General features: G+C 61.0%; 23 protein-coding genes and 1 tRNA gene. 10 read left to right on the top strand and 14 right to left on the bottom strand.

Annotated elements, in window-relative coordinates; all coding sequences use genetic code 11:
• Positions 1-177 precede the first annotated feature (177 nt).
• Entirely contained in the window at positions 178-777 is a 600-nt protein-coding gene (locus GR212_RS03275) for a transglutaminase-like cysteine peptidase (RefSeq protein WP_163985006.1), read from the top strand.
• Between the two features lie 117 nt (positions 778-894).
• On the opposite strand, the gene GR212_RS03280 is transcribed toward GR212_RS03275, so the two are convergent.
• Together GR212_RS03280 and mbfA are read right to left on the bottom strand one after the other, a co-directional pair.
• The gene (locus tag GR212_RS03280; RefSeq protein ID WP_163985007.1) at positions 895-1,080 is read right to left on the bottom strand and encodes a hypothetical protein; all 186 of its coding nucleotides are present in this window, start codon (positions 1,078-1,080) and stop codon (positions 895-897) included.
• A gap of 120 nt (positions 1,081-1,200) precedes the next feature.
• Positions 1,201-2,184 (bottom strand): iron exporter MbfA, encoded by a 984-nt coding sequence (mbfA, locus tag GR212_RS03285; protein WP_163985008.1) that lies wholly within the window; start codon positions 2,182-2,184, stop codon positions 1,201-1,203.
• A gap of 258 nt (positions 2,185-2,442) precedes the next feature.
• Between mbfA and GR212_RS03290 the strand changes: the two genes are divergently transcribed.
• Positions 2,443-2,910 carry a group III truncated hemoglobin gene (locus GR212_RS03290; protein ID WP_163985009.1) on the top strand — a complete coding sequence of 156 codons (468 nt, stop codon included), beginning with the start codon at positions 2,443-2,445 and terminating at the stop codon, positions 2,908-2,910.
• A gap of 222 nt (positions 2,911-3,132) precedes the next feature.
• Here the strand turns inward: GR212_RS03290 and GR212_RS03295 are convergent, their stop codons facing one another.
• Positions 3,133-3,690 carry a DUF308 domain-containing protein gene (locus tag GR212_RS03295; protein ID WP_163985010.1) on the bottom strand — a complete coding sequence of 186 codons (558 nt, stop codon included), beginning with the start codon at positions 3,688-3,690 and terminating at the stop codon, positions 3,133-3,135.
• Positions 3,691-3,830: 140 nt separating this feature from the next.
• Here GR212_RS03295 and GR212_RS03300 point away from each other — a divergent pair, with 140 nt between their 5' ends.
• The gene (locus tag GR212_RS03300; protein ID WP_163985011.1) at positions 3,831-4,457 is read left to right on the top strand and encodes a TetR/AcrR family transcriptional regulator; all 627 of its coding nucleotides are present in this window, start codon (positions 3,831-3,833) and stop codon (positions 4,455-4,457) included.
• A 6-nt stretch (positions 4,458-4,463) separates the two neighbouring features.
• Here GR212_RS03300 and GR212_RS03305 read toward each other — a convergent pair whose 3' ends face one another.
• From GR212_RS03305 to GR212_RS03315, 3 genes are all read right to left on the bottom strand, one after another.
• Positions 4,464-5,378, bottom strand: coding sequence for an EamA family transporter (locus tag GR212_RS03305; RefSeq protein ID WP_163985012.1), 915 nt, complete (start codon positions 5,376-5,378; stop codon positions 4,464-4,466).
• Positions 5,379-5,509: 131 nt separating this feature from the next.
• Positions 5,510-6,031 (bottom strand): GNAT family N-acetyltransferase, encoded by a 522-nt coding sequence (locus tag GR212_RS03310; protein ID WP_163985013.1) that lies wholly within the window; start codon positions 6,029-6,031, stop codon positions 5,510-5,512.
• Between the two features lie 17 nt (positions 6,032-6,048).
• The gene (locus GR212_RS03315; protein WP_163985014.1) at positions 6,049-6,621 is read right to left on the bottom strand and encodes a helix-turn-helix domain-containing protein; all 573 of its coding nucleotides are present in this window, start codon (positions 6,619-6,621) and stop codon (positions 6,049-6,051) included.
• Positions 6,622-6,792: 171 nt separating this feature from the next.
• Here GR212_RS03315 and lepA point away from each other — a divergent pair, with 171 nt between their 5' ends.
• Positions 6,793-8,625: a translation elongation factor 4 gene (gene lepA, locus GR212_RS03320; RefSeq protein ID WP_163985015.1), complete on the top strand. Its 1,833-nt coding sequence runs from the start codon at positions 6,793-6,795 to the stop codon at positions 8,623-8,625.
• Positions 8,626-8,648: 23 nt separating this feature from the next.
• On the opposite strand, the gene GR212_RS03325 is transcribed toward lepA, so the two are convergent.
• From GR212_RS03325 to GR212_RS03335, 3 genes are all read right to left on the bottom strand, one after another.
• Positions 8,649-9,389: a hypothetical protein gene (locus GR212_RS03325; protein WP_163985016.1), complete on the bottom strand. Its 741-nt coding sequence runs from the start codon at positions 9,387-9,389 to the stop codon at positions 8,649-8,651.
• A 651-nt stretch (positions 9,390-10,040) separates the two neighbouring features.
• Positions 10,041-10,499, bottom strand: a complete 459-nt coding sequence (locus tag GR212_RS03330; RefSeq protein ID WP_163985017.1) for a GFA family protein — start codon at positions 10,497-10,499, stop codon at positions 10,041-10,043.
• Between the two features lie 97 nt (positions 10,500-10,596).
• Positions 10,597-11,331: a type 1 glutamine amidotransferase gene (locus GR212_RS03335; protein WP_163985018.1), complete on the bottom strand. Its 735-nt coding sequence runs from the start codon at positions 11,329-11,331 to the stop codon at positions 10,597-10,599.
• Between the two features lie 226 nt (positions 11,332-11,557).
• Here GR212_RS03335 and GR212_RS03340 point away from each other — a divergent pair, with 226 nt between their 5' ends.
• Positions 11,558-11,851 carry a SelT/SelW/SelH family protein gene (locus GR212_RS03340; protein WP_153367239.1) on the top strand — a complete coding sequence of 98 codons (294 nt, stop codon included), beginning with the start codon at positions 11,558-11,560 and terminating at the stop codon, positions 11,849-11,851.
• A 24-nt stretch (positions 11,852-11,875) separates the two neighbouring features.
• Here the strand turns inward: GR212_RS03340 and GR212_RS03345 are convergent, their stop codons facing one another.
• Positions 11,876-12,304 (bottom strand): BA14K family protein, encoded by a 429-nt coding sequence (locus GR212_RS03345; RefSeq protein WP_163985019.1) that lies wholly within the window; start codon positions 12,302-12,304, stop codon positions 11,876-11,878.
• A gap of 179 nt (positions 12,305-12,483) precedes the next feature.
• Between GR212_RS03345 and GR212_RS03350 the strand changes: the two genes are divergently transcribed.
• The 3 genes from GR212_RS03350 (at position 12,484) to GR212_RS37490 (ending at position 14,495) form a co-directional block, all read left to right on the top strand.
• Positions 12,484-13,914 (top strand): phosphomannomutase, encoded by a 1,431-nt coding sequence (locus tag GR212_RS03350; RefSeq protein WP_163985020.1) that lies wholly within the window; start codon positions 12,484-12,486, stop codon positions 13,912-13,914.
• A gap of 92 nt (positions 13,915-14,006) precedes the next feature.
• Positions 14,007-14,093, top strand: a tRNA-Leu gene (locus GR212_RS03355).
• A gap of 273 nt (positions 14,094-14,366) precedes the next feature.
• On the top strand, positions 14,367-14,495 hold the full coding sequence (locus GR212_RS37490; RefSeq protein WP_281411016.1) for a hypothetical protein: 129 nt from the start codon (positions 14,367-14,369) through the stop codon (positions 14,493-14,495).
• 68 nt (positions 14,496-14,563) lie between these two features.
• Here GR212_RS37490 and GR212_RS03360 read toward each other — a convergent pair whose 3' ends face one another.
• Positions 14,564-14,830 (bottom strand): DUF982 domain-containing protein, encoded by a 267-nt coding sequence (locus GR212_RS03360; protein ID WP_163985021.1) that lies wholly within the window; start codon positions 14,828-14,830, stop codon positions 14,564-14,566.
• Positions 14,831-15,195: 365 nt separating this feature from the next.
• Here GR212_RS03360 and GR212_RS03365 point away from each other — a divergent pair, with 365 nt between their 5' ends.
• On the top strand, positions 15,196-15,369 hold the full coding sequence (locus tag GR212_RS03365) for a hypothetical protein (RefSeq protein WP_163985022.1): 174 nt from the start codon (positions 15,196-15,198) through the stop codon (positions 15,367-15,369).
• Positions 15,370-15,515: 146 nt separating this feature from the next.
• On the opposite strand, the gene GR212_RS03370 is transcribed toward GR212_RS03365, so the two are convergent.
• From GR212_RS03370 to GR212_RS03380, 3 genes are all read right to left on the bottom strand, one after another.
• On the bottom strand, positions 15,516-17,435 hold the full coding sequence (locus GR212_RS03370) for a beta-N-acetylhexosaminidase (protein ID WP_163985023.1): 1,920 nt from the start codon (positions 17,433-17,435) through the stop codon (positions 15,516-15,518).
• A 24-nt stretch (positions 17,436-17,459) separates the two neighbouring features.
• Positions 17,460-18,236 carry an SDR family oxidoreductase gene (locus tag GR212_RS03375; RefSeq protein ID WP_163985024.1) on the bottom strand — a complete coding sequence of 259 codons (777 nt, stop codon included), beginning with the start codon at positions 18,234-18,236 and terminating at the stop codon, positions 17,460-17,462.
• Between the two features lie 83 nt (positions 18,237-18,319).
• On the bottom strand, positions 18,320-19,183 hold the full coding sequence (locus tag GR212_RS03380) for a MurR/RpiR family transcriptional regulator (RefSeq protein ID WP_163985025.1): 864 nt from the start codon (positions 19,181-19,183) through the stop codon (positions 18,320-18,322).
• 274 nt (positions 19,184-19,457) lie between these two features.
• On the opposite strand from GR212_RS03380, the gene GR212_RS03385 reads away from it, so the two are divergent.
• Positions 19,458-19,943: a hypothetical protein gene (locus tag GR212_RS03385; protein ID WP_163985172.1), complete on the top strand. Its 486-nt coding sequence runs from the start codon at positions 19,458-19,460 to the stop codon at positions 19,941-19,943.
• Positions 19,944-19,951: the final 8 nt, after the last annotated feature.

The raw sequence follows: 19,951 nt of genomic DNA on the forward strand, positions 1-19,951 counted from the left end.
CGCCATGCCTGTGTAATCACAGGAGGCATGAAATTGTGGCGACTAGCCTCTGGATTGTGCCGAAATTAACCATAAGGCCCGGTTCCGGCGTTAACACTTAAGTAACGATTGACTTCCCACGCCCCCCTACATTAACAATTTGTTAACAAATGCAGGGACGATACAAGGATAGTGGGCGTGCGTATTAAGGGCGTATTGATTGCCTTCGCTGCTATAGTTGCGATGTCGTCGTCGGCGGTGCCGGCGTCCGAACAGACCGCGTCGATGACCGTCGGCAGCGTCACTTCCCAGCCGATCGGGCACTATGATTTCTGCCAGAGGCACACCGACGAATGCGGCCCGACCCGCAATGTCGGCCCCATCGACATGAACGCTGCCGCCTGGGCACTGGTCAACCAGATCAACCTGCGCGTCAACAAGACCATCCGGCCAGCGACCGACATGGAAGTCTACGGCCAGGAAGAATATTGGGAATATCCGAAGACTGCCGGCGATTGCGAGGATTTTGCGCTGCTGAAACGCAAGCTGCTGATGCAGAGCGGCATTTCCGCTTCCGACCTGCTGATGACGGTCGTGCGCAAGCCGGACGGCGAAGGCCATGCCGTGCTGACGCTGCGCACCAAGCAGGGCGACTACATCCTCGACAACCTCGAAGACGATGTGAAGGTCTGGTACAGGACCCCCTATTCCTACCTGAAGCGTCAGGCGAGCTTCAATGCGGGCCGCTGGGTTACCATCGAAAATGGCAACGACATTCTGGTCGGCGCCGTCAAGTAAACGGAAAAGCAATTCGTTGCATACAGGAAGGCCGGCCCCATCGGGCCGGCCTTTTGCGTTTCCTCATGTGGTAAGAGCAGTCCGCAGGCGCGGACGAATTGATTGTCGCGATGAACCCTAATGGTTCTTGTGGCTCTGCTGCCCCGCCTTGACATGCTGCTCGTGGGTGCCGCCACGGGAGCCGCCGGAGTGCTGCTCGTGCGAGCCGGAAGAAGAGGCATTCCTGGTGTTGTCCTCCGTGTTCTTGTGACTCTGCTGGCCTGCCTTGACGTGCTGGTCGTGCGTTCCACCTTGGTTTGCCATTGGATATCTCCTTTGGGTTAGCATGCGAGGCCAAGAGCGGCCTCGTGGTGCTAACCGACGGCGGCGGCGGGCGTTCCGAACTTTAACATTTCGTGAATAGCGGAGCGACCCGACAGGGCCTCATCCGTTTCCGATGAGAATGCCGGCGCCGAGGACCAGCGAGCCGCCGAGAACGACCTGGAAGGCCGCGCGCAGGAACGGTGTCTCCATGTATTTGTTCTGAATGAAGGCGATGGCCCAGAGCTCGAAGAAAACCACGACGGCCGCCGTGATCGTCGCTGTCCAGAAATGCGGAATGAGGTAAGGCAGCGCATGGCCGAGGCCGCCAAGCGCGGTCATGATGCCGCAGGCAAGGCCGCGCTTGATCGGCGAGCCGCGGCCGGAGATTTTTCCGTCGTCGTGTGCCGCTTCCGTGAAGCCCATGGAAATACCGGCGCCCACGGAGGCCGACAGGCCGACAAGGAATGTCTGCCAGGTCTGCTGGGTGGCGAAGGCGGCGGCGAAGATCGGCGCCAGGGTGGAAACGGACCCGTCCATGAGGCCCGCAAGGCCCGGCTGCACATAGGTCAGCACGAACTGGCGGCGCGCTTGCGCATCCTCTTCCTGCCTGACCGTATCCGGCGTATGCTTGTCTTCCAGCAGGTGCGCAATATCCTCGTGCCCCTGCTCCGCGAGTGCGAGATCGCCGAGAAGCTGGCGCGTCGAGGCATCGGAAACCTGCTTGGCCGCTTCGACATAGAAATTATAGGCCTGCCGCTCCATTGCCTCGGCCTCCTCGCGAATGGCATCGAGGGAGAGGTTCTTGCGCAGCCAATCCGGCTTGCGCTCGTAGAAGCCACGCACATGCTCGCGCCGGATCAGCGGGATCCGTTCGCCGAAGCGGCGGCGATGCATGTCGATCAATGTCTTGCGGTGGGTATCCTCGACTTCGGCCATATCCTCGAAAACCTTGGCGGAATCGGGGTAGTTCTGGCGCAGGATATCGGCATAGGCGAGATAGATGCGCGAATCGTCCTCCTCCGCCGCGATGGCGATCGCCAGGATCTCCTGTTCGGAAAGGGAGGTGAAGTGACGTTTCGAGGGACGGAACAGACCTAGCAGCATGGGGGCAACCTCATAACTTTAGAATTATTCTAATTCTAAAGTGGGTCATTATGCGGGTCAAGCGCGGAGGCGCTTTCGTGAGGGGAAATCGTGCTGGAAAATATGCGGGCCGTCATAAAGGCGGCGTGGCCATCGCCATGCGGTTTTGACAGATTGCCGCAACATCACCATGACGTCTTGGTTATGCCGGCGAATTGCATACATAGGGAAACGGAAGCTGGCCGCGGCGATATCTCGCCCGAGCGCCCGGAGAAGACCATGGAACATGACCTGCAGGCTCGCGCGGCTCATCTTGCCGGCATTCGCGAAAAGGCCGAGGCCGAGATGGCGAGGATCGGCATCGATGCCGCTTTCATCGACAGGCTGGTCGACACATTCTATGGGCGCGTCCAGGCGCACCCCCGGCTCGGACCGGTGTTCGATGGACGTCTTGCCGGGCGCTGGCCCGATCACATGGAAAAGATGAAACGCTTCTGGTCGTCGGTCGCCTTCAAGAACGGCGCCTATGGCGGCAAGCCGGTGCAGGCGCATCTCGGCGTCGAGGGCATGGCGGCCGACCTCTTTCCGGAATGGCTGTCGCTTTTCTCCGCGACGCTTGCCGATATCGCGCCTTCCGAGGCGGCGAAGGACTGGTTCATGGCGACAGCGGAACGCATCGCCAAAAGCCTGACATTGTCGCTGTTCTATAATCCGGCGCTCGACGATCCCGCGCGGAAAACCGTCTAAGGCATCTCGCGCGACAAAGCCGAATTCGGCGGCAGATGCCACCAGACATGGGTGACATTCACTGCGATTTTACGCCGATAGCGATCGTTACGGATATCAATGCCGGCAGGCGAACGGATTGACGAAATGTCATCGCCAACAGCGGTGGCGATGAATGAACGATCCAGCTCTCCCGACGGCGGCAAATGACTTCAAACTTGCCGCCGCAGTGTCAGGTGCTGCCTATGCATGTACTTTGCGGTAGGATGCGACGGCGAGCCAGATTGCGGAAAGCAGGAAGTAGAAGGCGCCGAACGCCACATAGGGGACAATATCCAGAATCGACGGCGCAGCGGCGCCAAAGGCTCGGCTGATCATGAAGCCGCCGGCAAGGGCCGACTGCGCGCCGCTCAGGATCATCACCCATTGGGCGCCATAAGCACGCCAGCGCCTGACCCCCGTATAGAGTTGCAGCAGACCCGAGAGGATCGCCCAAACTCCGAACACCGCCAGAACGGCGTAGGTGCTGTTGCTGACCGCCACGACAACGGCGAGCGTCGTGATCGTGCTGACCACAACATTCAATGACTGGGACGGATTGGCCTTGAGGCCGCCATTTACGCGGGCGTCGATGAGATTGGCGACGGCATCCCATAGAGGATAGATCACCAGCAGAAATGCTGCGGGCAGCGGTTGTCCGCGCAAGAGAATGGCGGCGGAGATCCAGGCCACAGAGAACAGGGCGCGCGTGAAATAGTAGGATCGCAGCCAGTTGGGCTGGGTCGAGGTATGGCTTTGCATCGGCAAGCTCCTTGTTGTTGCCTACCTACTAGTAGGAAGTTAAATCTTTAGAGTCAACATGACGTTCGAACACCGTTTTGTGAGAGCCGGAAGTGTTGCCGCAGCCTTGACAATAAGCCTACCAGAAGGTAGGCAGCGACATGAAATCAACGACTTCGACCTCAGAAAAAATCCTCGACATCGCGCAGTCCCTCGTCGTGGCGGGAGGCTATAACGGCTTCAGCTATGCCGATATCTCGGCTGCGATCGGCATCAGGAAGGCGAGCATCCACCATCATTTTCCGACGAAGGCCGAGCTGGTTTCGGCGCTGGTGGATCGCTACAGGCAGCAGACAGGGGCAGGTTTGAAGTCTCTGCGCGAGGGGATCTCAGACCCCTCCGAACAGCTGCAGGCCTATGTGAACTTCTGGCATTCCTGCATTGGCGACGCCTCGCTGCCCTTCTGCGTCTGCGCGATGCTTGCCAGCGAGATGCAGATGCTGCCGGAAGAGGTCGCATCGCAGGTCCGCGCCCATTTCCATGGGCTTGCGGAATGGCTCGCGTCGGTGCTGCAATCAGGAGCGGAGGCTGGCCGGTTCCGGTTGGACAACCGGCCGGAAGAGGAGGCCCAGATAGTGATGGCCTCGGTGCATGGAGCAATGCTCTCCGCGAGGGCTTTCGGCGACCCCGGACTGTTCATCGTAATCGTCGCCCCGCAGATCGCCAGGCTGCAGGCGCCCGATCGACAAGGAAATGCCGGACAGGAATCGTCGACGCACGGCCGATAGAGCCGCTCAGCTTTTCGCCGCGAAGATCGTTGCCCCGATGCTGGCGGCGACGACGAGCGCCGTGCCGAACATTTGCGATGGCGTCATCGGCTGCGACAGGATGACGAAGCCGGCAAAGGCGCCGATGGCGGGCTCGAGGCTCATGAGAATGCCGAAGGATGAGGTCGGCATGCGCCGCAGCGCCGTCATTTCCAAGGCATAGGGAAGCAGCGGGACAAGCACGGCCAGCCCGGCCATTTCGAGAAGACCGGAGGCCGTGATGTGCGGAACGGCGGAGGCGAAGCCGAAGGGTGTGGCGACCACGGCAGCAACCAGCAGCGACATGGAAAGACCTTCGAGACCCTTGAAGGCATCGCCAACCCTTTTCGTCAGCAGAATATAGCACGCCCAGCCCGCGCCCGCGCCGCAGGCGTAGAGGATCCCCGGCAGATTGCCCACCCACTCCTCACCATCATAAGCGAGCAGCAACACGCCGATGGCGGCGACGACGGGCCAGAGAAGCTGGCGGCTGAGGCCGAAGCCGAGAGTTGCGACCAGCAGAGGCCCGAGGAAGTCGATCGCAACGGCAAGACCCAGCGGAATGCGCGCGATCGCCGAGAAGAAGGAAATCGTCATCAGCGCCGACACGGTGCCGAGCACCAGCACGGCAATCCATTGCGCGCGGCTATAACGCGTCACCTTCGGCCTGACGATAACGGCCAATATAACGGATGCGAAGGCGAGCCGGAGCCATGTTGCGCCCGTTGGGCCGAATGTTGCGATGGCGGAGGCCGACAGCGCCGAACCGAATTGGATCGACGACATGGACATCACGCACATGAGCACGCCGGCGGCAATGCCGCCGGTCGACGGTGCGACATCCGGATGCGGCATCAGCGCCGCGCCGCCATCCGTGCCACTTTCGACAAGCTTCTGGTCCATGGCCTCTCTCCTTGCCGGTGGTTTGTAGAGACCGGGCCTGACGCTGACAAATTCAAACTTTTCATCCTGCGATCAGGCGCTTTGATCCAAGACCTCTCGGACTTCACGGCCCTGCAGCACATTGGCGAGGTTCAGGCAGCGACACGCTTGTAGAAGAATGTCGTGTCGCACAGGCCGCCTTCAGGCCACATGGCATAGTCCGGCACGATGCCGACGCGCTGCCAGCCCAGGCGCGGATAGATCGCCTCGGCATCGCTGCCGGTCGCGGTATCGAGCACGAGCAAGGTCTTGCCGATGCTGAGTGCTTCGCGCTCAGCCGCTTCCATCAGGAGACGTGCCAGCCCCTTTCCGCGCGCCGACCGATGCACCAGCAGCTTCTTGAGATCGCCGCGATGCGGCTGGTTCGGCATCTGCGCGGCGCCCACCTGCACCGTTCCGGCAACCCTGCCCTCGATTACGGCGACGAGCAACAGCGTCGCGCCGCCTTCGACGCTATCGGCGACGCCCTGCCAGTAGGGCACGGCATCGGCCGGCCCGTAAGGCTGCATGAAGCCGACCGAGGCGCCACCATTGACGCAATCGGCAAGCACGTCGCAGAGATCGGTGAGGAGGGCGCGGGCGTCGCCGGCGGAAAGAAGAAGAATGTCGGACATGAAACGATCCTTGGTAGTTATGAGCGCCCACGGTCGAGGATGACGCCGTAGCGCGCCGGCACCTCGCCGGGATTATGGAAGGCGTGACCGTCACCCACGCCCATGAAGATACAATCGCCAGGCATCAGGCAATGCACGACATCGCGATGCGTCACCTCCATCTCGCCCTCGAACAGCCAGACATGCTGGGTCATGCCGAGGCTTGCGGTGTTCGGCGGGAAGATGACCCGCGCGCCGGCGGGGAAGGCAACTTCGACGACATCGACCTTCGAGCCCGTTCCGGGCGGCGAGACGGCACGCCTGACATACCCCGTTCCCGGGTCACGCCAGATCGCCTGCTGATCGCGGCGAGCAAGCGGCGACACGTCCTCGTCCTCCTCGGCAAAGAAAGCCGAAAGCGAAAGGCCGAGCGCCGCGCAAAGCCGCGACAGCAGCGAGGCCGTCGGGCTTGCCTCCGCCCGCTCGATGCGCGAGATCATGGCGCGGCTGACGGATGAGGCATCGGCAAGTTCGTCCAGCGTCAGGCCGCGGGCGATGCGAAGCTCCTTGATGCGCGCGCCGATCGCCAATTCCAGATCATCATCCGCCATTACCGGTGTCTCACACTTCATAATTCCACTATATGAGAAATACACGATCTCATGATGGAATCAAGGGCGCTCCGACATTCATCGACGGCGGGCCGGAAAAGGCTAACATAGCGTGAAGATAGCCGCCAAAGCCCCGCTTTTCCGCTTTGCGGCGCGGGGCGGCGCTGCTATATGGCGCGCATGAGCACCAATTCCACCACTCCGCTTTCGCATATCCGCAACTTCTCGATCGTGGCCCATATCGACCACGGCAAATCGACGCTGGCCGACCGCCTGATCCAGACGACGGGCGGCCTTGCCGAACGCGAGATGTCGGAGCAGGTGCTGGACAACATGGAGATCGAGCGCGAGCGCGGCATCACCATCAAGGCCCAGACGGTGCGCCTGCACTACAAGGCCAACAATGGCGAGACCTATATCCTCAACCTGATCGACACGCCCGGACACGTCGACTTCGCCTATGAAGTCTCGCGCTCGCTGTCGGCTTGCGAAGGCTCTCTGCTGGTCGTCGATGCATCGCAGGGCGTGGAAGCGCAGACGCTCGCCAACGTCTATCAGGCGATCGACAACAATCACGAGCTCGTCACGGTCCTCAACAAGATCGACCTGCCGGCCGCCGAACCCGACCGCATCAAGGACCAGATCGAGGAAGTGATCGGCATCGACGCTTCCGACGCCGTGCTGATTTCGGCCAAGACCGGCCTCGGCATTCCGGACGTTCTCGAAGCCATCGTCCACAAGCTGCCGGCGCCGAAGAGCCCGGGCGGCGAAAAGGCGCCCTTGAAGGCGCTGCTGGTCGACAGCTGGTACGACACCTATCTCGGCGTCATGGTTCTGGTGCGCATCATCGACGGCACGCTGACCAAGGGCCAGACCATCCGCATGATGGGCACGGACGCAAAATACCAGATCGAGCGCGTCGGCGTTCTCACCCCGAAGATGGTGGCCGTCGACAGCCTCGGCCCCGGCGAGATCGGCTTCATCACCGCCTCGATCAAGGAAGTGGCCGACACCCGCGTCGGCGATACCATCACCGAGGACAAGCGCCCGACGGCCGCGGCCCTGCCGGGCTTCAAGCCGGCGCAGCCCGTGGTGTTCTGCGGCCTTTTCCCGGTCGATGCCGCCGATTTCGAAGACCTGCGCTCCGCCATGGGCAAGCTGCGCCTCAACGACGCCAGCTTCTCCTTCGAGATGGAATCTTCGGCCGCTCTCGGCTTCGGCTTCCGCTGCGGCTTCCTCGGCCTGCTGCATCTGGAAATCATCCAGGAGCGCCTGGAACGCGAATTCAATCTCGACCTGATCGCGACGGCTCCGTCCGTCGTCTACCAGCTCACCATGACCGACGGCACCGAGATCGAGCTGCACAATCCGGCCGACATGCCCGACGTCGTCAAGATCTCCGAATTCCGCGAGCCGTGGATCAAGGCGACGATCCTGACGCCGGACGATTATCTCGGCTCGATCCTGAAGCTTTGCCAGGACCGCCGCGGTATCCAGACCGAGCTGACTTATGTCGGCAACCGCGCCATGATTACCTACGATCTGCCACTTAACGAAGTCGTCTTCGACTTCTACGACCGCCTGAAGTCGATCTCCAAGGGTTACGCCTCCTTCGACTACAGCCTGACGGACTATCGCGAGAGCGATCTCGTCAAGATGTCGATCCTCGTCAATGCCGAGCCGGTGGACGCGCTCTCCATGCTCGTGCACCGCTCTGCTGCGGAAAAGCGCGGCCGCGTCATGTGCGAAAAGCTGAAGGATCTGATCCCGCAGCACATGTTCCAGATCCCGATCCAGGCCGCCATCGGCGGGCGCATCATCGCGCGCGAGACGGTGAAGGCGCTGCGCAAGGACGTGACCGCCAAGTGCTACGGCGGCGACGCCACCCGCAAGCGCAAGCTGCTCGACAAGCAGAAGGAAGGCAAGAAGCGCATGCGGCAGTTCGGCAAGGTCGAAATCCCGCAGGAAGCGTTTATTGCCGCGCTGAAGATGGGAGATGAGTGAGGCTATCAAATCAGCCTCACTCTCTATGCAACTTTTGTTAATCGCTTACGTTGTCGTTTCACAAAGTCCTCTAACGCCTCCAGCAGATAGTCGTCTATCTCTCCGCTAGCGATAAGCTTGAGGTACTGACCAGGTTCGCCCTCCTCCGTGAAGACAACCCGCTCTGCAACGTTGGTCTTAATGCTGAAATAATCGCTTACTGGTCCCGCTATTGATGTTTCGCTCGGGATAAGAGCTAGGCTTGTACTTTCAGTATGCTCGGTCGCGGACGTGAGAACTGGCTCTTGCCCAGAACTTTCGTAAGCACTCTCTTGCTGTAGAAATCGGCATGTTTCCAGATAGCTTGAGACTGCGGGTGTAATGGCGACATCGGAAAATCCCTCTCGAACTAGAAAAGACCTTAAGCTGTTTTCCGACGGAATACCGTCTGAGAAACGCTGTCGTAGCCGACCAAAAAGATCTGGCGCGAAAGCAGCTTCATACAAGGCACTTTTACGATCTGCGACTCTATCGGGGTGTAAAATATCAATTGCTCGCGAAGTGATTCGCACTCCACCGGCTCCCGCCTTCTCCAAAAGACCATAATGAAGAAGACTAGCTATTATCTTGCCGGAATGTCCAGTTACTCCAGAGTAACCCATATCCTTAGCCGCAGCCTCTCGATCAATTGCATTTGTTCGATTTACTGCATGAATTTTCTTAGAAAAATCAATCGCTTGCGATAGTGAAAGACTCGGATACCCTGGGCTTCTCACGCGACTCATCTCTTGACCTCTCGAACTTCACAATAACAAGCTATATTTTTCAGCTAATTTTTTCAAGTATGATTGCAAACCAGCTGAGTTAATGCGATATTTGGGTGGGCGTCGCTTGCGCCTATACTCGGAGACGACATGATTAGAAGAAATTTAGCCACCCGCACCATCGAACACCGTCGCGGCTGGCATTAATGAAAAGGGCCACAAAGCAAATCGGCTGGACCCCGATTGGCAGTGTGACCCGTGGTGTCAGTGGATAAGCCCGAATCCGCTGGGCGGAGTAACTCGGAGAATGCCGATATCTGAACCGTTTACTCATTCAGAATCGCATTTCCGAGTCTCCGTTTCAAGAGGGCACTTTTAATCGGAGACTTTTATGATGAATGATAATGAAAAGCCGAGCTATACGCTCACTTTTGAAGATGCTGTCGAAATTTGGTTGCGGAGTTGGAATGGAGAGTTCCAGAACCGGATTGCGGCCAGCTTCGACGTTAACCCTGCTCGTGTGAGTGAAGTTTTGAAGGAACGGAAGCACGTTGGCAGTCGAGAGGTCGCGTTGAAGAGGTGCGCTGCATAATGAGTGAAGACCAGTGCTCCTCCGGGCACTGGTCAATCCTTTCACAGGTCGCGACGAGCTTTCAAGCCAGTCGCATTACATCAAGAAACTTGCCCCATATACTCCTTGATCAAGCCTTCATAGTCTTCCATGGCCGGCAGCGCGGCATAGCTGTGCCTGGCGGGCGTCGTCACCCAGGGGAGCTTTTCGCTCGTCCACGTCTCGATGAAGGGTGCGTACCAGCTAATGTCGTTGAGCATGGTGGCGCGGACGTTGACGAACGAGTCGACGCCCTCGAGCCGCGTGAACAGCCAGCTCATGCAATGCGGGCAGAAATAGTGATGGATGATATCCCCATGCAGGCCGCCGATGACAGGCTCGCCCTCCGTCACCTCGAAACCCTCCGTGGGGATGGCGGCGCTCAACGAATAGGGGCCGCCCGTCATGCGCTGGCAGCCTGTGCAATGGCAGGCCATGGTGACCATTGGTTTGGCGCTGATCTTCAAACGCACCTGCCCGCAACGGCAGCGGCCTTCGCTGGGTAATTCCATCGTACTCATGATGTCCTTCTCTCCCGTCTTCCAAGGCTGGCGACGCGACGCGGGACGCCACCGGATCGCCGAGCCTTGCCTGATCATTGAAAGCTTTTACCAGTCCTCAGGCCTCTGCCGCCTGAGGACGTTCCACTTGCGCTTCTATCGTCCGCACCCAAGCCCGCGCGATGGCGAGACCGGCCGTCTCCGCCGCCGCGGCGTGCTTGGCGACAAGCTCTGGATATTTCTCCAGCCAGCCCGGTTCCTTGCGCTCGATCGTTTCCTGGAATTCGCTCCGCCAGCGATCGACCACGGCGGCGTTGGCTTCGAAGTGGAACTGGGTGCCATAGGTGGCGCGGCCGATGCGGAAGGCCTGGTTCCGTGTCACCCCATTGGTTGCCAGGTGCACGGCGCCCGCCGGCAAGGCAAAGGTATCGGAGTGCCATTCGAAGATGGTGAATTCGTCGCCGACATCGGCCAGCAACGCATCCGCCCTGCCTTCATCGGTGAGGCCGACCGTCTTCCAGCCGAATTCGTGAGCGGTGCCGAGAAGGTTTTCCGCCTCGTAGGCGCGCGCCAGGAGCTGGCTGCCGAGGCAGATGCCAAGCACCGCCTTGTCGTCGCGCTCGAAACGGCGCATCAGGCGCGCCAGTTCGGGCAGGTATGGGTGGGTTTCATCGTCGCGCGCGCTCTGTTCACCGCCGAGCACGACCAGCGCGTCGTAGGATAGCGTGTCGTTGGGCAGCGCCTCGCCATCCCACGGACGAAACAATCTTATCTCTGCCCCCGCCTCCTCGAGCGCGATGCCGAGGGCACCGAGCGGCGTGTTGTTCATGTTCTCGACAATGGCGACGCGCATTCCGATAATCCCCAAACGATAGTCCGGCCAGACATGAGCATGCGGAGACGCGTGAGGCAAGAGCCCGGAGCGGGCTCCGCGTTTCACAGCGCCGCCAAATCGCTCTGTCTGCTTGTCTTTCCGCAATTCCGGGCGGGAAAATCCCCTTGCACTTTTCTCGAAACCGCCCTGACTTGCGGCCGATTAAAGTTGAGCATAAATGTCAGCAAACAGCGAGGATCATACGATGAGCGACAAGCCCCGGATCACCATTCTCTACTGCACGCAATGCAACTGGCTTCTGCGTTCCGGCTGGATGGCGCAGGAGCTGCTGCAGACCTTTACCGACAGCCTCGGCGAGGTGGCGCTGATCCCCGGCACCGGCGGCGTCTTCGAAATCCGCATCGATGGCGAGCTCCTGTGGGAACGCAAGCGCGACGGCGGCTTCCCGGGGCCGAAGGAATTGAAGCAGCGGGTGCGGGATATCATCGACCCCGACCGCGATCTTGGCCACACGGATCGCGCGTCGCTGGAAAGCTGAGCGCCCCCTTCCCCTGCCGAACCTTCAGTCGAAAGGCGAGTGGCAGGTCCTGAAGCCATTATGGATCGTGGAATAAAGGTTGGTGCCCGGATTGTACGTCCGGTAGCGTTCGGAGCACCACATCTGATGCCGCGCGCGCTGCTGGGCCGGCGAAGGATAGACCGCTCTGGGCGGCATGTAGGTTTCGCGCGGCGGAATTTGAACCCGTGGCGCGTCGTAGCGATTGACGCCTCCATTGTAAGGCGGCGTGATCGGAAGCGGCTGGCCAGGCCGGGTGTAGAACTGCCGCTCCCCGAACCCGAAGCAGCCCCGCGAATCGCAGATGACGGAATTCGTGCTGCGCGGCTGTATGACGATCTTCGGAGAATTCGAGGCCGCTGCGGCGAAATCCGCCTGCAGCAACAAGGCGAGTGCAAGCGCGCATCCGGACGCGACCCTGCCGAAAACAGCCATGACGAACTCCTGTCCTACCTGCGGTGAAACGGTATCTTTTCACGGCAGCTCTCATCTATCTAAGGTCGCAGAGACCGCAAAACCAGTGTTACCAATGCTGGCAGACAGCTCTTCTCGATGAGTTGATCGACAACGCACCTTACTTCATAACATCAGGAGCATTCCAAGGGAGATCGCCTGTGAGCAGCTTGAAATTCGGCACCAGCGGCCTTCGCGGCCTGTCAGCAGACCTGGTAGGACGGGCGTCCGCTCTCTATGCGACGGCCTTTGCCCGCTACCTGCTGAAGAGCGGCCACGCCAAGCCCGGCGATCTCGTTCTGGTCGGCCGTGATTTTCGCGAATCGAGCCCGGCGATCTCCGCCACCTGCATCGGCGCGCTGCGGCGCGCCGGCCTGACGCCGATCGACTGCGGCACGTTGCCGACGCCGGCGCTGGCGCTTTACGGGCTGCAGCTGAAAGCGGCCTCGCTGATGATCACCGGCTCGCATATCCCCGCCGACCGCAACGGCATCAAATTCTACCGGCCGGACGGCGAGATCGACAAGCGCGACGAAGTCGCGATCGGCGAGGAAGCGCTGGCGATCGGCGATTCCGTGCTCGACGAAACGCCGGCCGAGGCGGAAAACCGTACGACAGAGACGGAAGCGCTGTTCCTGGACCGCAACAAGAGCCTGCTGCCATCAGGCAGCCTTGCCGGCCTCACCATCGGCGTCTATCAGCACAGCACGGTGGCGCGCGATCTTTTCGGCCAGGTGCTTGCGCATTACGGCGCCCGCGTGGTGCCGCTCGGCCGCTCCGAAAGCTTCATTCCGGTGGATACCGAAGCGGTCTCTTCCGAGACGATCCGCCTCATGAAGGGCTGGGCGCCGGAGCATGGACTGGACGCCATCGTCTCCGCCGATGGCGACGGCGACCGGCCGCTGGTGGCAGACGAAGCCGGCGAGCCGCTGCGTGGCGATCTGCTCGGCCTCTTCGCCGCCAACTTCCTCGGCGCCGACGTGGTGGTCACCCCGGTCACCTCCAATTCCGGTATCGAAGCAGCCGGCTCCTATGCCGTCACCCGCACCCGCGTCGGCTCTCCTTACGTGATCGCCGGCATGGACGAGGCCGTTGCCGCCGGAAAGGCCAATGTCATGGGCTTCGAGGCCAATGGCGGCACGCTGACGGCCAGCCGCTTCAGCGTCGAAGGCAAACCCTTCGACCCGTTGCCGACCCGCGACAGCTTTCTGCCGATCCTGGCGACGCTCCATGCCGCCGCAAAGGCAGGCAAGCCGCTTTCGGCCGTTGCCGGCAGCTACCGCCTGCCCTTTGCCGCCGCCGACCGCCTCGAGAATTTTCCGGTCGAAACCAGCGCGGCGCTGATGGCCTATCTGCGCGCCTCCGACGCCAATCTCGCGGATTTTCTCAAGACCGTCGCAGCCGTCGCCTCGACGAGCGATATCGACGGACTGCGTGTTGCGCTTGTGGATAACCGAATCATCCATTTCCGTCCCTCCGGAAATGCACCGGAAATGCGCTGCTATGTCGAATCGAGCAGCGAAAGCGAGGCAAAGGCCTTGCTGGAACAGGGACTTGGCTTGATTCAAGCATGGGCGGCAGCCCGGCTCTGACCCATGCTTGAACGGCTTTTTTCACGATTGACACGAAAACTTCAAAAACCCTGTTGACACCGGACGGCCACCCCCTTACATGCGTGTCCGTCGCCCAGATGGCGGAATTGGTAGACGCGCCAGCTTCAGGTGCTGGTACCCGAAAGGGTGTGGAGGTTCGAGTCCTCTTCTGGGCACCATTCCATTTTTGAGAAACGTGGATTTCTCAATTATTTCAAAACATAGCAGTGTTCGTGATACGCACTCCGGTTCGCCGGAGGCGCGGTGGACACTGGTTTTGAAAGATGCGATCAGCCTGCGTAATCGGCAAACGATTTGAGAAATTCGGGGCGACCGAACCCGGCTCCAGCCTGTCAGGAACCGCATCGCCGCCTTCTGTTTTTCAACCCCTATAAATCATTGACTGTCGAGATAACCGGGACCCTAATGAGAGGGAACTCGAGGGACCTTCGATGAGTGAAAAGCGCGACTGGTATGAGCTGATCGTCGGCGACGGTAACGTCAACGAAGGGCTTGGGCGGATGATGGGTTTCATCCTCGCGGTGATCGTGATCCTCGGCCTGATCTTCTGGATAATCTGAGCATCTTCTGTCGAAGCGATATCGGCCCGGCAGTTGGGGCTGGACACACCGCCACTGATGCGACCGACCTAATGAAGGCTTTCGGAGTCCGGCCTGACGCTGAGCCCGGCTTCGCGCACTGCTTCCAGAAAAGCTTCCCGCGCCTCCTCGGCGGAAGCTTTGCCGAGAACGGCGTCGAGGCACACCAGCACAGCCTCGTCTACCGCAGGCCCGCTATTCAGCGGCCACTCCTCGCTCATGCAGTTGGCCGCATCGAGCGCGTTGGTGATGATCGCGAAATGACCGGCGCGGCCGAGTTCGAGTATGACGGGATTGTTCCAATCACCATGTTCCATGGCAAGGCTCCTCATCCGTAGAGCGCTACGAGCGCTGCGATCAGGAAGGAACCGGTGCCGGCGCACGCGGCCATCGTCGTATAATAGTCCATGATTTCAACTCCTCGCCTCACACCGTGATGCAATAACGAAGAGCGGTGCCGAGATGTTCCCGGGCTGTCGGCATGGCGTTAAGATTTTCTTAGCGTTTCGGTGAATCTGCCGCGATACGACGCGCTGTCGCCAAAGCCGCCAGGCCATTTGACGGATCCGTCTGCGCTTCCCGTTTTGCGCAGACCTCCATCCCGCTACCGCGCTACCTCCCGCATCTCCATGCGGTTAACCTTTGAGGCAGGGAGGGTAAGGCGAATAAGGGGAACAACAAAATGAACCACGTCTGCAACCTGCTCTGGCTTGCCTTCAGCGTCGCTCTTCTCTTTGCCGCCTTGAACCGGCGGCTGGTCGGGGATTACGTCAGCATGTGGTATCTGCTCGTCATCACGGCCATGGCGGTGATGGCCTGGGCAGGCTTCTTCCCGACCGACATGGGAACCGTCTGAGCCAGCTAATTCGACAAGGCGGCAACGATGCAATCTTCCGGCCGTCGCTTTCCCACTACCGGCAGAGGAAAGCCGCCGAAAGAAACTTTCGGCGGCCTCGGGCGTGATCGGATGCCGGCGGCCGATACCAGCCTCCGGCGATAACCCTAAAGCTTCGGGCTGAGCGGCACGATGGCGGCAAAGCGCAGCCAATCCTTCTGTGCCTTCGGCGTCCAGGCAGCTTCGGCAATGGCCGGCAGGCGCGGGAAGACGAGACGGTTGAAATAGTCGCGGGAGACAAAGTTCTCCTGCCAGATGCAGGCCTGCACGCCCTTCATCAAATGCTTCAGCTCATCCGGAAAATCGCCCTCGGCCTCGTAGGCATAGGTGTGGGCCGGCGGCACGGTGCCTGCCCAGCTCGCGCCCGGCTCCTGCCAGGCGTCGGCCTGCACCATGTCGAGATAATAGGCCTGGCCCGGCGTCATGACGACTTCATAGCCCTCGCGCGCCAGCTCGATGCCTACCTCCGGCTTTTCCCAGGCCATCAGCAGCGTACTTTCGGGATCGACGCCGCCGCCATGGGCGACTTCGTTCCAGCCGGCAAGCTTGCGGCCGCGCTCGGTGAGCATGGCCTTGATACGCTTCAGGAAATAGGACTGCAGCGCAAATGTCCCCGAGAGGCCCTCCTTCTCCATCAGCTTGCGCGCCAGCGGCGATGCGAGCCAGGAGCCGTTGGCGACCTCGTCACCGCCGATATGGATATATTCGGACGGGAAGAGCTCAACCATTTCATCGAAGACCTTGGCCAGGAATTCATAGGTGAGCTCGATCGCCGGGTTCAGCGCATTGTTCGGATACCCCTGGACCGAGTGATAGCTGTCGGGCGCCTCCTGCCCATCCGTCAGGTCAGGCAGGGCGACAAGCGTCGCGGTGCTGTGGCCGGGGATATCGATCTCCGGGATCACCTCGATGCCGAGCGCGGTGGCGTGGGCGACGATTTCCCTGACATCGGCCTGCGAATAGAAGCCGCCAACCGGCTCGGCGGCATTGCCGAGCTGCGGCAGCAGCGGCTCGTCCGGTCCGCGCAGCACGCCCGTGGTGGTCAGCTGCGGATAGGCGCGGATCTCGAGCCGCCAAGCCTCGTCGTCGGTCAGGTGCCAATGGAAGATGTTGAGCTTCAGCCAGGCGAGAATGTCGAGCAGGCGCAGGACATCCGCCTTGGGGGTGAATTGCCTGGATACGTCGAGATGGCAGCCGCGCCAGCCGTAGCGCGGCTGGTCGGCGATCACGCCCGCAACCGGAAAGCGGAACTTGCCCGGCTCGCGTCGCGCGCCATCCAGAAGCTGCGCCAGCGTCGTCAGGCCATAAAGGCGGCCTGAAGCGGCGGAGAAGGAAAGCACGACCTCATTGCCGGAGAAGGAAAGCTCATAGGCTTCGCTGGAGAGCGCCGGCCGCTCGATGAAACGCAGCGCCCTGCCCTGCGGCGCGGCTATGAGGCTGAAGGGAACGTGATTGGAAGGAAACAGGCGGCGGAAGAGCGCCTGCGCCGAGGCAAGCGCCTTTACGCTTGCGGCGTCCGAGCCCTTGGCCGGATAGAGCGCGACCGGAAAGTCCTCGCCCGGCTTGACGTCGATCGCCGCCGGCCACGGCTGGATGGCGTAGGGAAGCTCCAGCCTGCCTTCCGGCAGCAGCACGGGCGGCGGCTCGCTGGCGCGATCGGCAAGCAGCAGGTCCGAGGTGAAGACCGTGACATGCGTGCCATCCGCCAGCGTCACGTAGGCGGACTTGGCGCCATCGGTGCAATGCCGCGCAATCCGGTGAAGAGCGGAAACCGTGAACGTCCAGCTCTCGCCGGGCGCTATGGACACGCCGGCCGGCGGTGCGAACTCATGGAAATTGGCGTTGCGGCGCACGAAGACGGCGTTGTCGCAGGCTTGCGGATCGATGAAGCGGGTCAGCGTCGTATAGGCGAGACGAAAATCGGCAAGCGGCGCATCCGAGAAATTGAAAAGCGTCAGGGTCAGTCGACCATGCTTTCCGCCCTCGGGAGACCAGGTGTTTTCGAGATGATAGGAGGACGGCTGCATCAAGTTCCTCTTTGGCAACGAGCGTCAGTAGTGATCGGATTGGGAGAAGGTGCGGGCGAGTTCCGCCTGCCCTGCCGTCAGGCCGCAATCGACGGGCAGGCAGACGCCTGTTATGGCCGAAGCGAGCGGGCTTGCGAGGAAGGACACGGCATTGGCGACATCGACCGGATCGACGACGCGCTGCAGCGCATACCAGCGCTTCGCCTCCTCGAAGACATTCGGGTTTGCGGCGGCGCGCACTTCCCAGGCCTGGGTGCGCACGGTGCCGGGCGCCACCGCATTCGAGCGGATGCCGAACTTGCCGTATTCGACAGCGACCAGCCGGGTGAAATGCAGGAGGCCGGCCTTGGCGGCGCTGTAGGCCGGATGGCCGAAGACGGCCATGCCGTTGACGGACGCGATATTGATGACCGACCCCTTCGACGCCTTCAGCAGATCCTCGACGGCGCGGAAGCACAGGAATGCCGCTTCGAGATTGAGGGCATTGTCGGCCCGCCATATAGCGGGCGTGGTATCGTGAAGGCTGACGGCACGGGCAGCGCCGGCATTGTTGACCAGCGTCTTCACCCCGCCCAAATCCGCTGCGGCCCCGGCCATGCTGGCAACATCGACGTCGCTGGTGATATCCGCCTTGAGCGCCACGAAACGCTCCGCCGGGCCGAGCGCCTCCGCCGCCTTCCGCACGGCCGCCTCGTCGATATCGACGAGCAGGATGACGTCATGGTCATCCGACAGGCGCTTTGCGATGGCACGGCCGATATCGCCGGCCGCCCCCGTGACGATGGCAACGGATTTGCTCATATGGTGTTCCTTCGATTAAGTCCCCGAACGGCGAAGGCCCGCCGCCCTGTCGTTGTTTTTGCGTGCCTGCCGCGGAAACGGCCTTAGTCCCCGAGCAGCTGGCGGTCGTCGCCGTCGCGATGGGTGACGAGCTGCTGCTTGATGCGGCGCAGCGTCACCGTGGCTTGCGGCTGGATGCGGTAGGCGATCAGGCTGGCGAGAATGTCCACCACGGCGAGATAGGCAATGCGGGTCGATGTCGGCCGATAGATATTGTCTCCTTCCGGCAGATCGACGGGCAGCGTGATCTCGGCCGCATTCGCCACCGGGCTTCCGCTCTGCGTCAGCGCGATAGTCGGCACCTTGGCCTCGCGCGCCAGCATGAAGGCGCGCACCAGCTCGGCGTTGCGGCCGGAGAAGGAGGAGCCGATCAGCACGTCCGTCGGTTTGGCCGCCGCCGCCATCATCAGCTGCATGCTGTGATCGGAGCTCGCGGTAATGCGAAGGCCAAGCCGGAACAGGCGGTTCTGCAGCTCGTTGGCGATCATCGAGGAATTGCCGCCGGAGCCGAAGGCATAGATCATCTCCGCGCCGGCAAGCCGGTTGGCCGCCCGCTCGATGGCATCGACATCCAGGCCGCGATGCAGCAGGAAGAGCGCGTTCTGCGCCTTGGTAATAATGTCCTGGGCGACGTCGGCCGGCGCGATGCTCTTCGGCTCCGGCTTGAGATAGCGCATGCCGACATAGGCGGTGCGTGCAAGCTGCACCTTGAAATCGGAAAAGCTTTCGCAGCCCAGGCGCCGGCAGAAGCGCGTCACCGTCGGCGGCGAGACATCCGCCTTGCCCGCAAGCTCGATGATGGAAGCATTGACCGCGAATTCGAAATCATTGAGGACGATATCGGCGATGCGGATTTCCGATTGCGAAAGCCGGCCCCTCTCGTCCTGCATGGTCGTGAAGATATCCATCAGCCCCCCTTTGTCGCTGCTTTGCAAACGTATGATACGTAGGCAGCGACGCGATCCATCTCAATCTCACCATTTCCGCCAGCGCCCGTGGACAGGCTTGCGGGCGGATGCGGCGCGTCATTCGTTCCCATTCGGCGGGAACCTTGACATGTGATGGCCACCATGCGGTTCCTGCAAATTATTTTCTTGATACGTTGACAAATGACCATAGAAAGCAGAATTTGACCAGTGAAAATCGTAAATTATGAAAAGAATTTAAATGGCGGCTGCTACCATGCGTGATCCTTTCAAGAATCCCTTCCCTGCCAGCGATACGCCCCGGCATTCGATCTGGGAGATGCTCGTTCCGCGCGACATCGACGCTTTTCTTGCCGCCGACTGGTCGATGGTCGCGGGCGATTTCGTCGAAGAGGGCTTCATCGGCATCGACGGCAAGCGCGACGTCAGCCCGGACAAGTGGCGCCTCGCTTTCCCGACGCTATCAGCCTATCGCGACGAGTGGCTGCGCCAGGCGCGCGACTTCGCCACCCAGTCCTTCGCCGAGGATCCGCGCACGGCCATCTTCACCACGACGACGCTCGAAGACATCGAGATCGAAGGCGACATGGCCCTGGTGCGCAAGAAGTTCGACGGTAGCCTGAAGAAGTCGGACGGCAGCACCGACGTTATGAAATGGCAGACTCTTTATTACTGCCGCCTGCATGAAGGGCGCTGGAAAATCTGCGGCTTCACCGGTTACCTGCCGAACCCCATGGAATAGAGGCGACA

The organism is Martinezella lusitana (assembly GCF_010668395.1).
Classification (GTDB): Bacteria; Pseudomonadota; Alphaproteobacteria; order Rhizobiales; family Rhizobiaceae; genus Rhizobium; species Rhizobium lusitanum_A.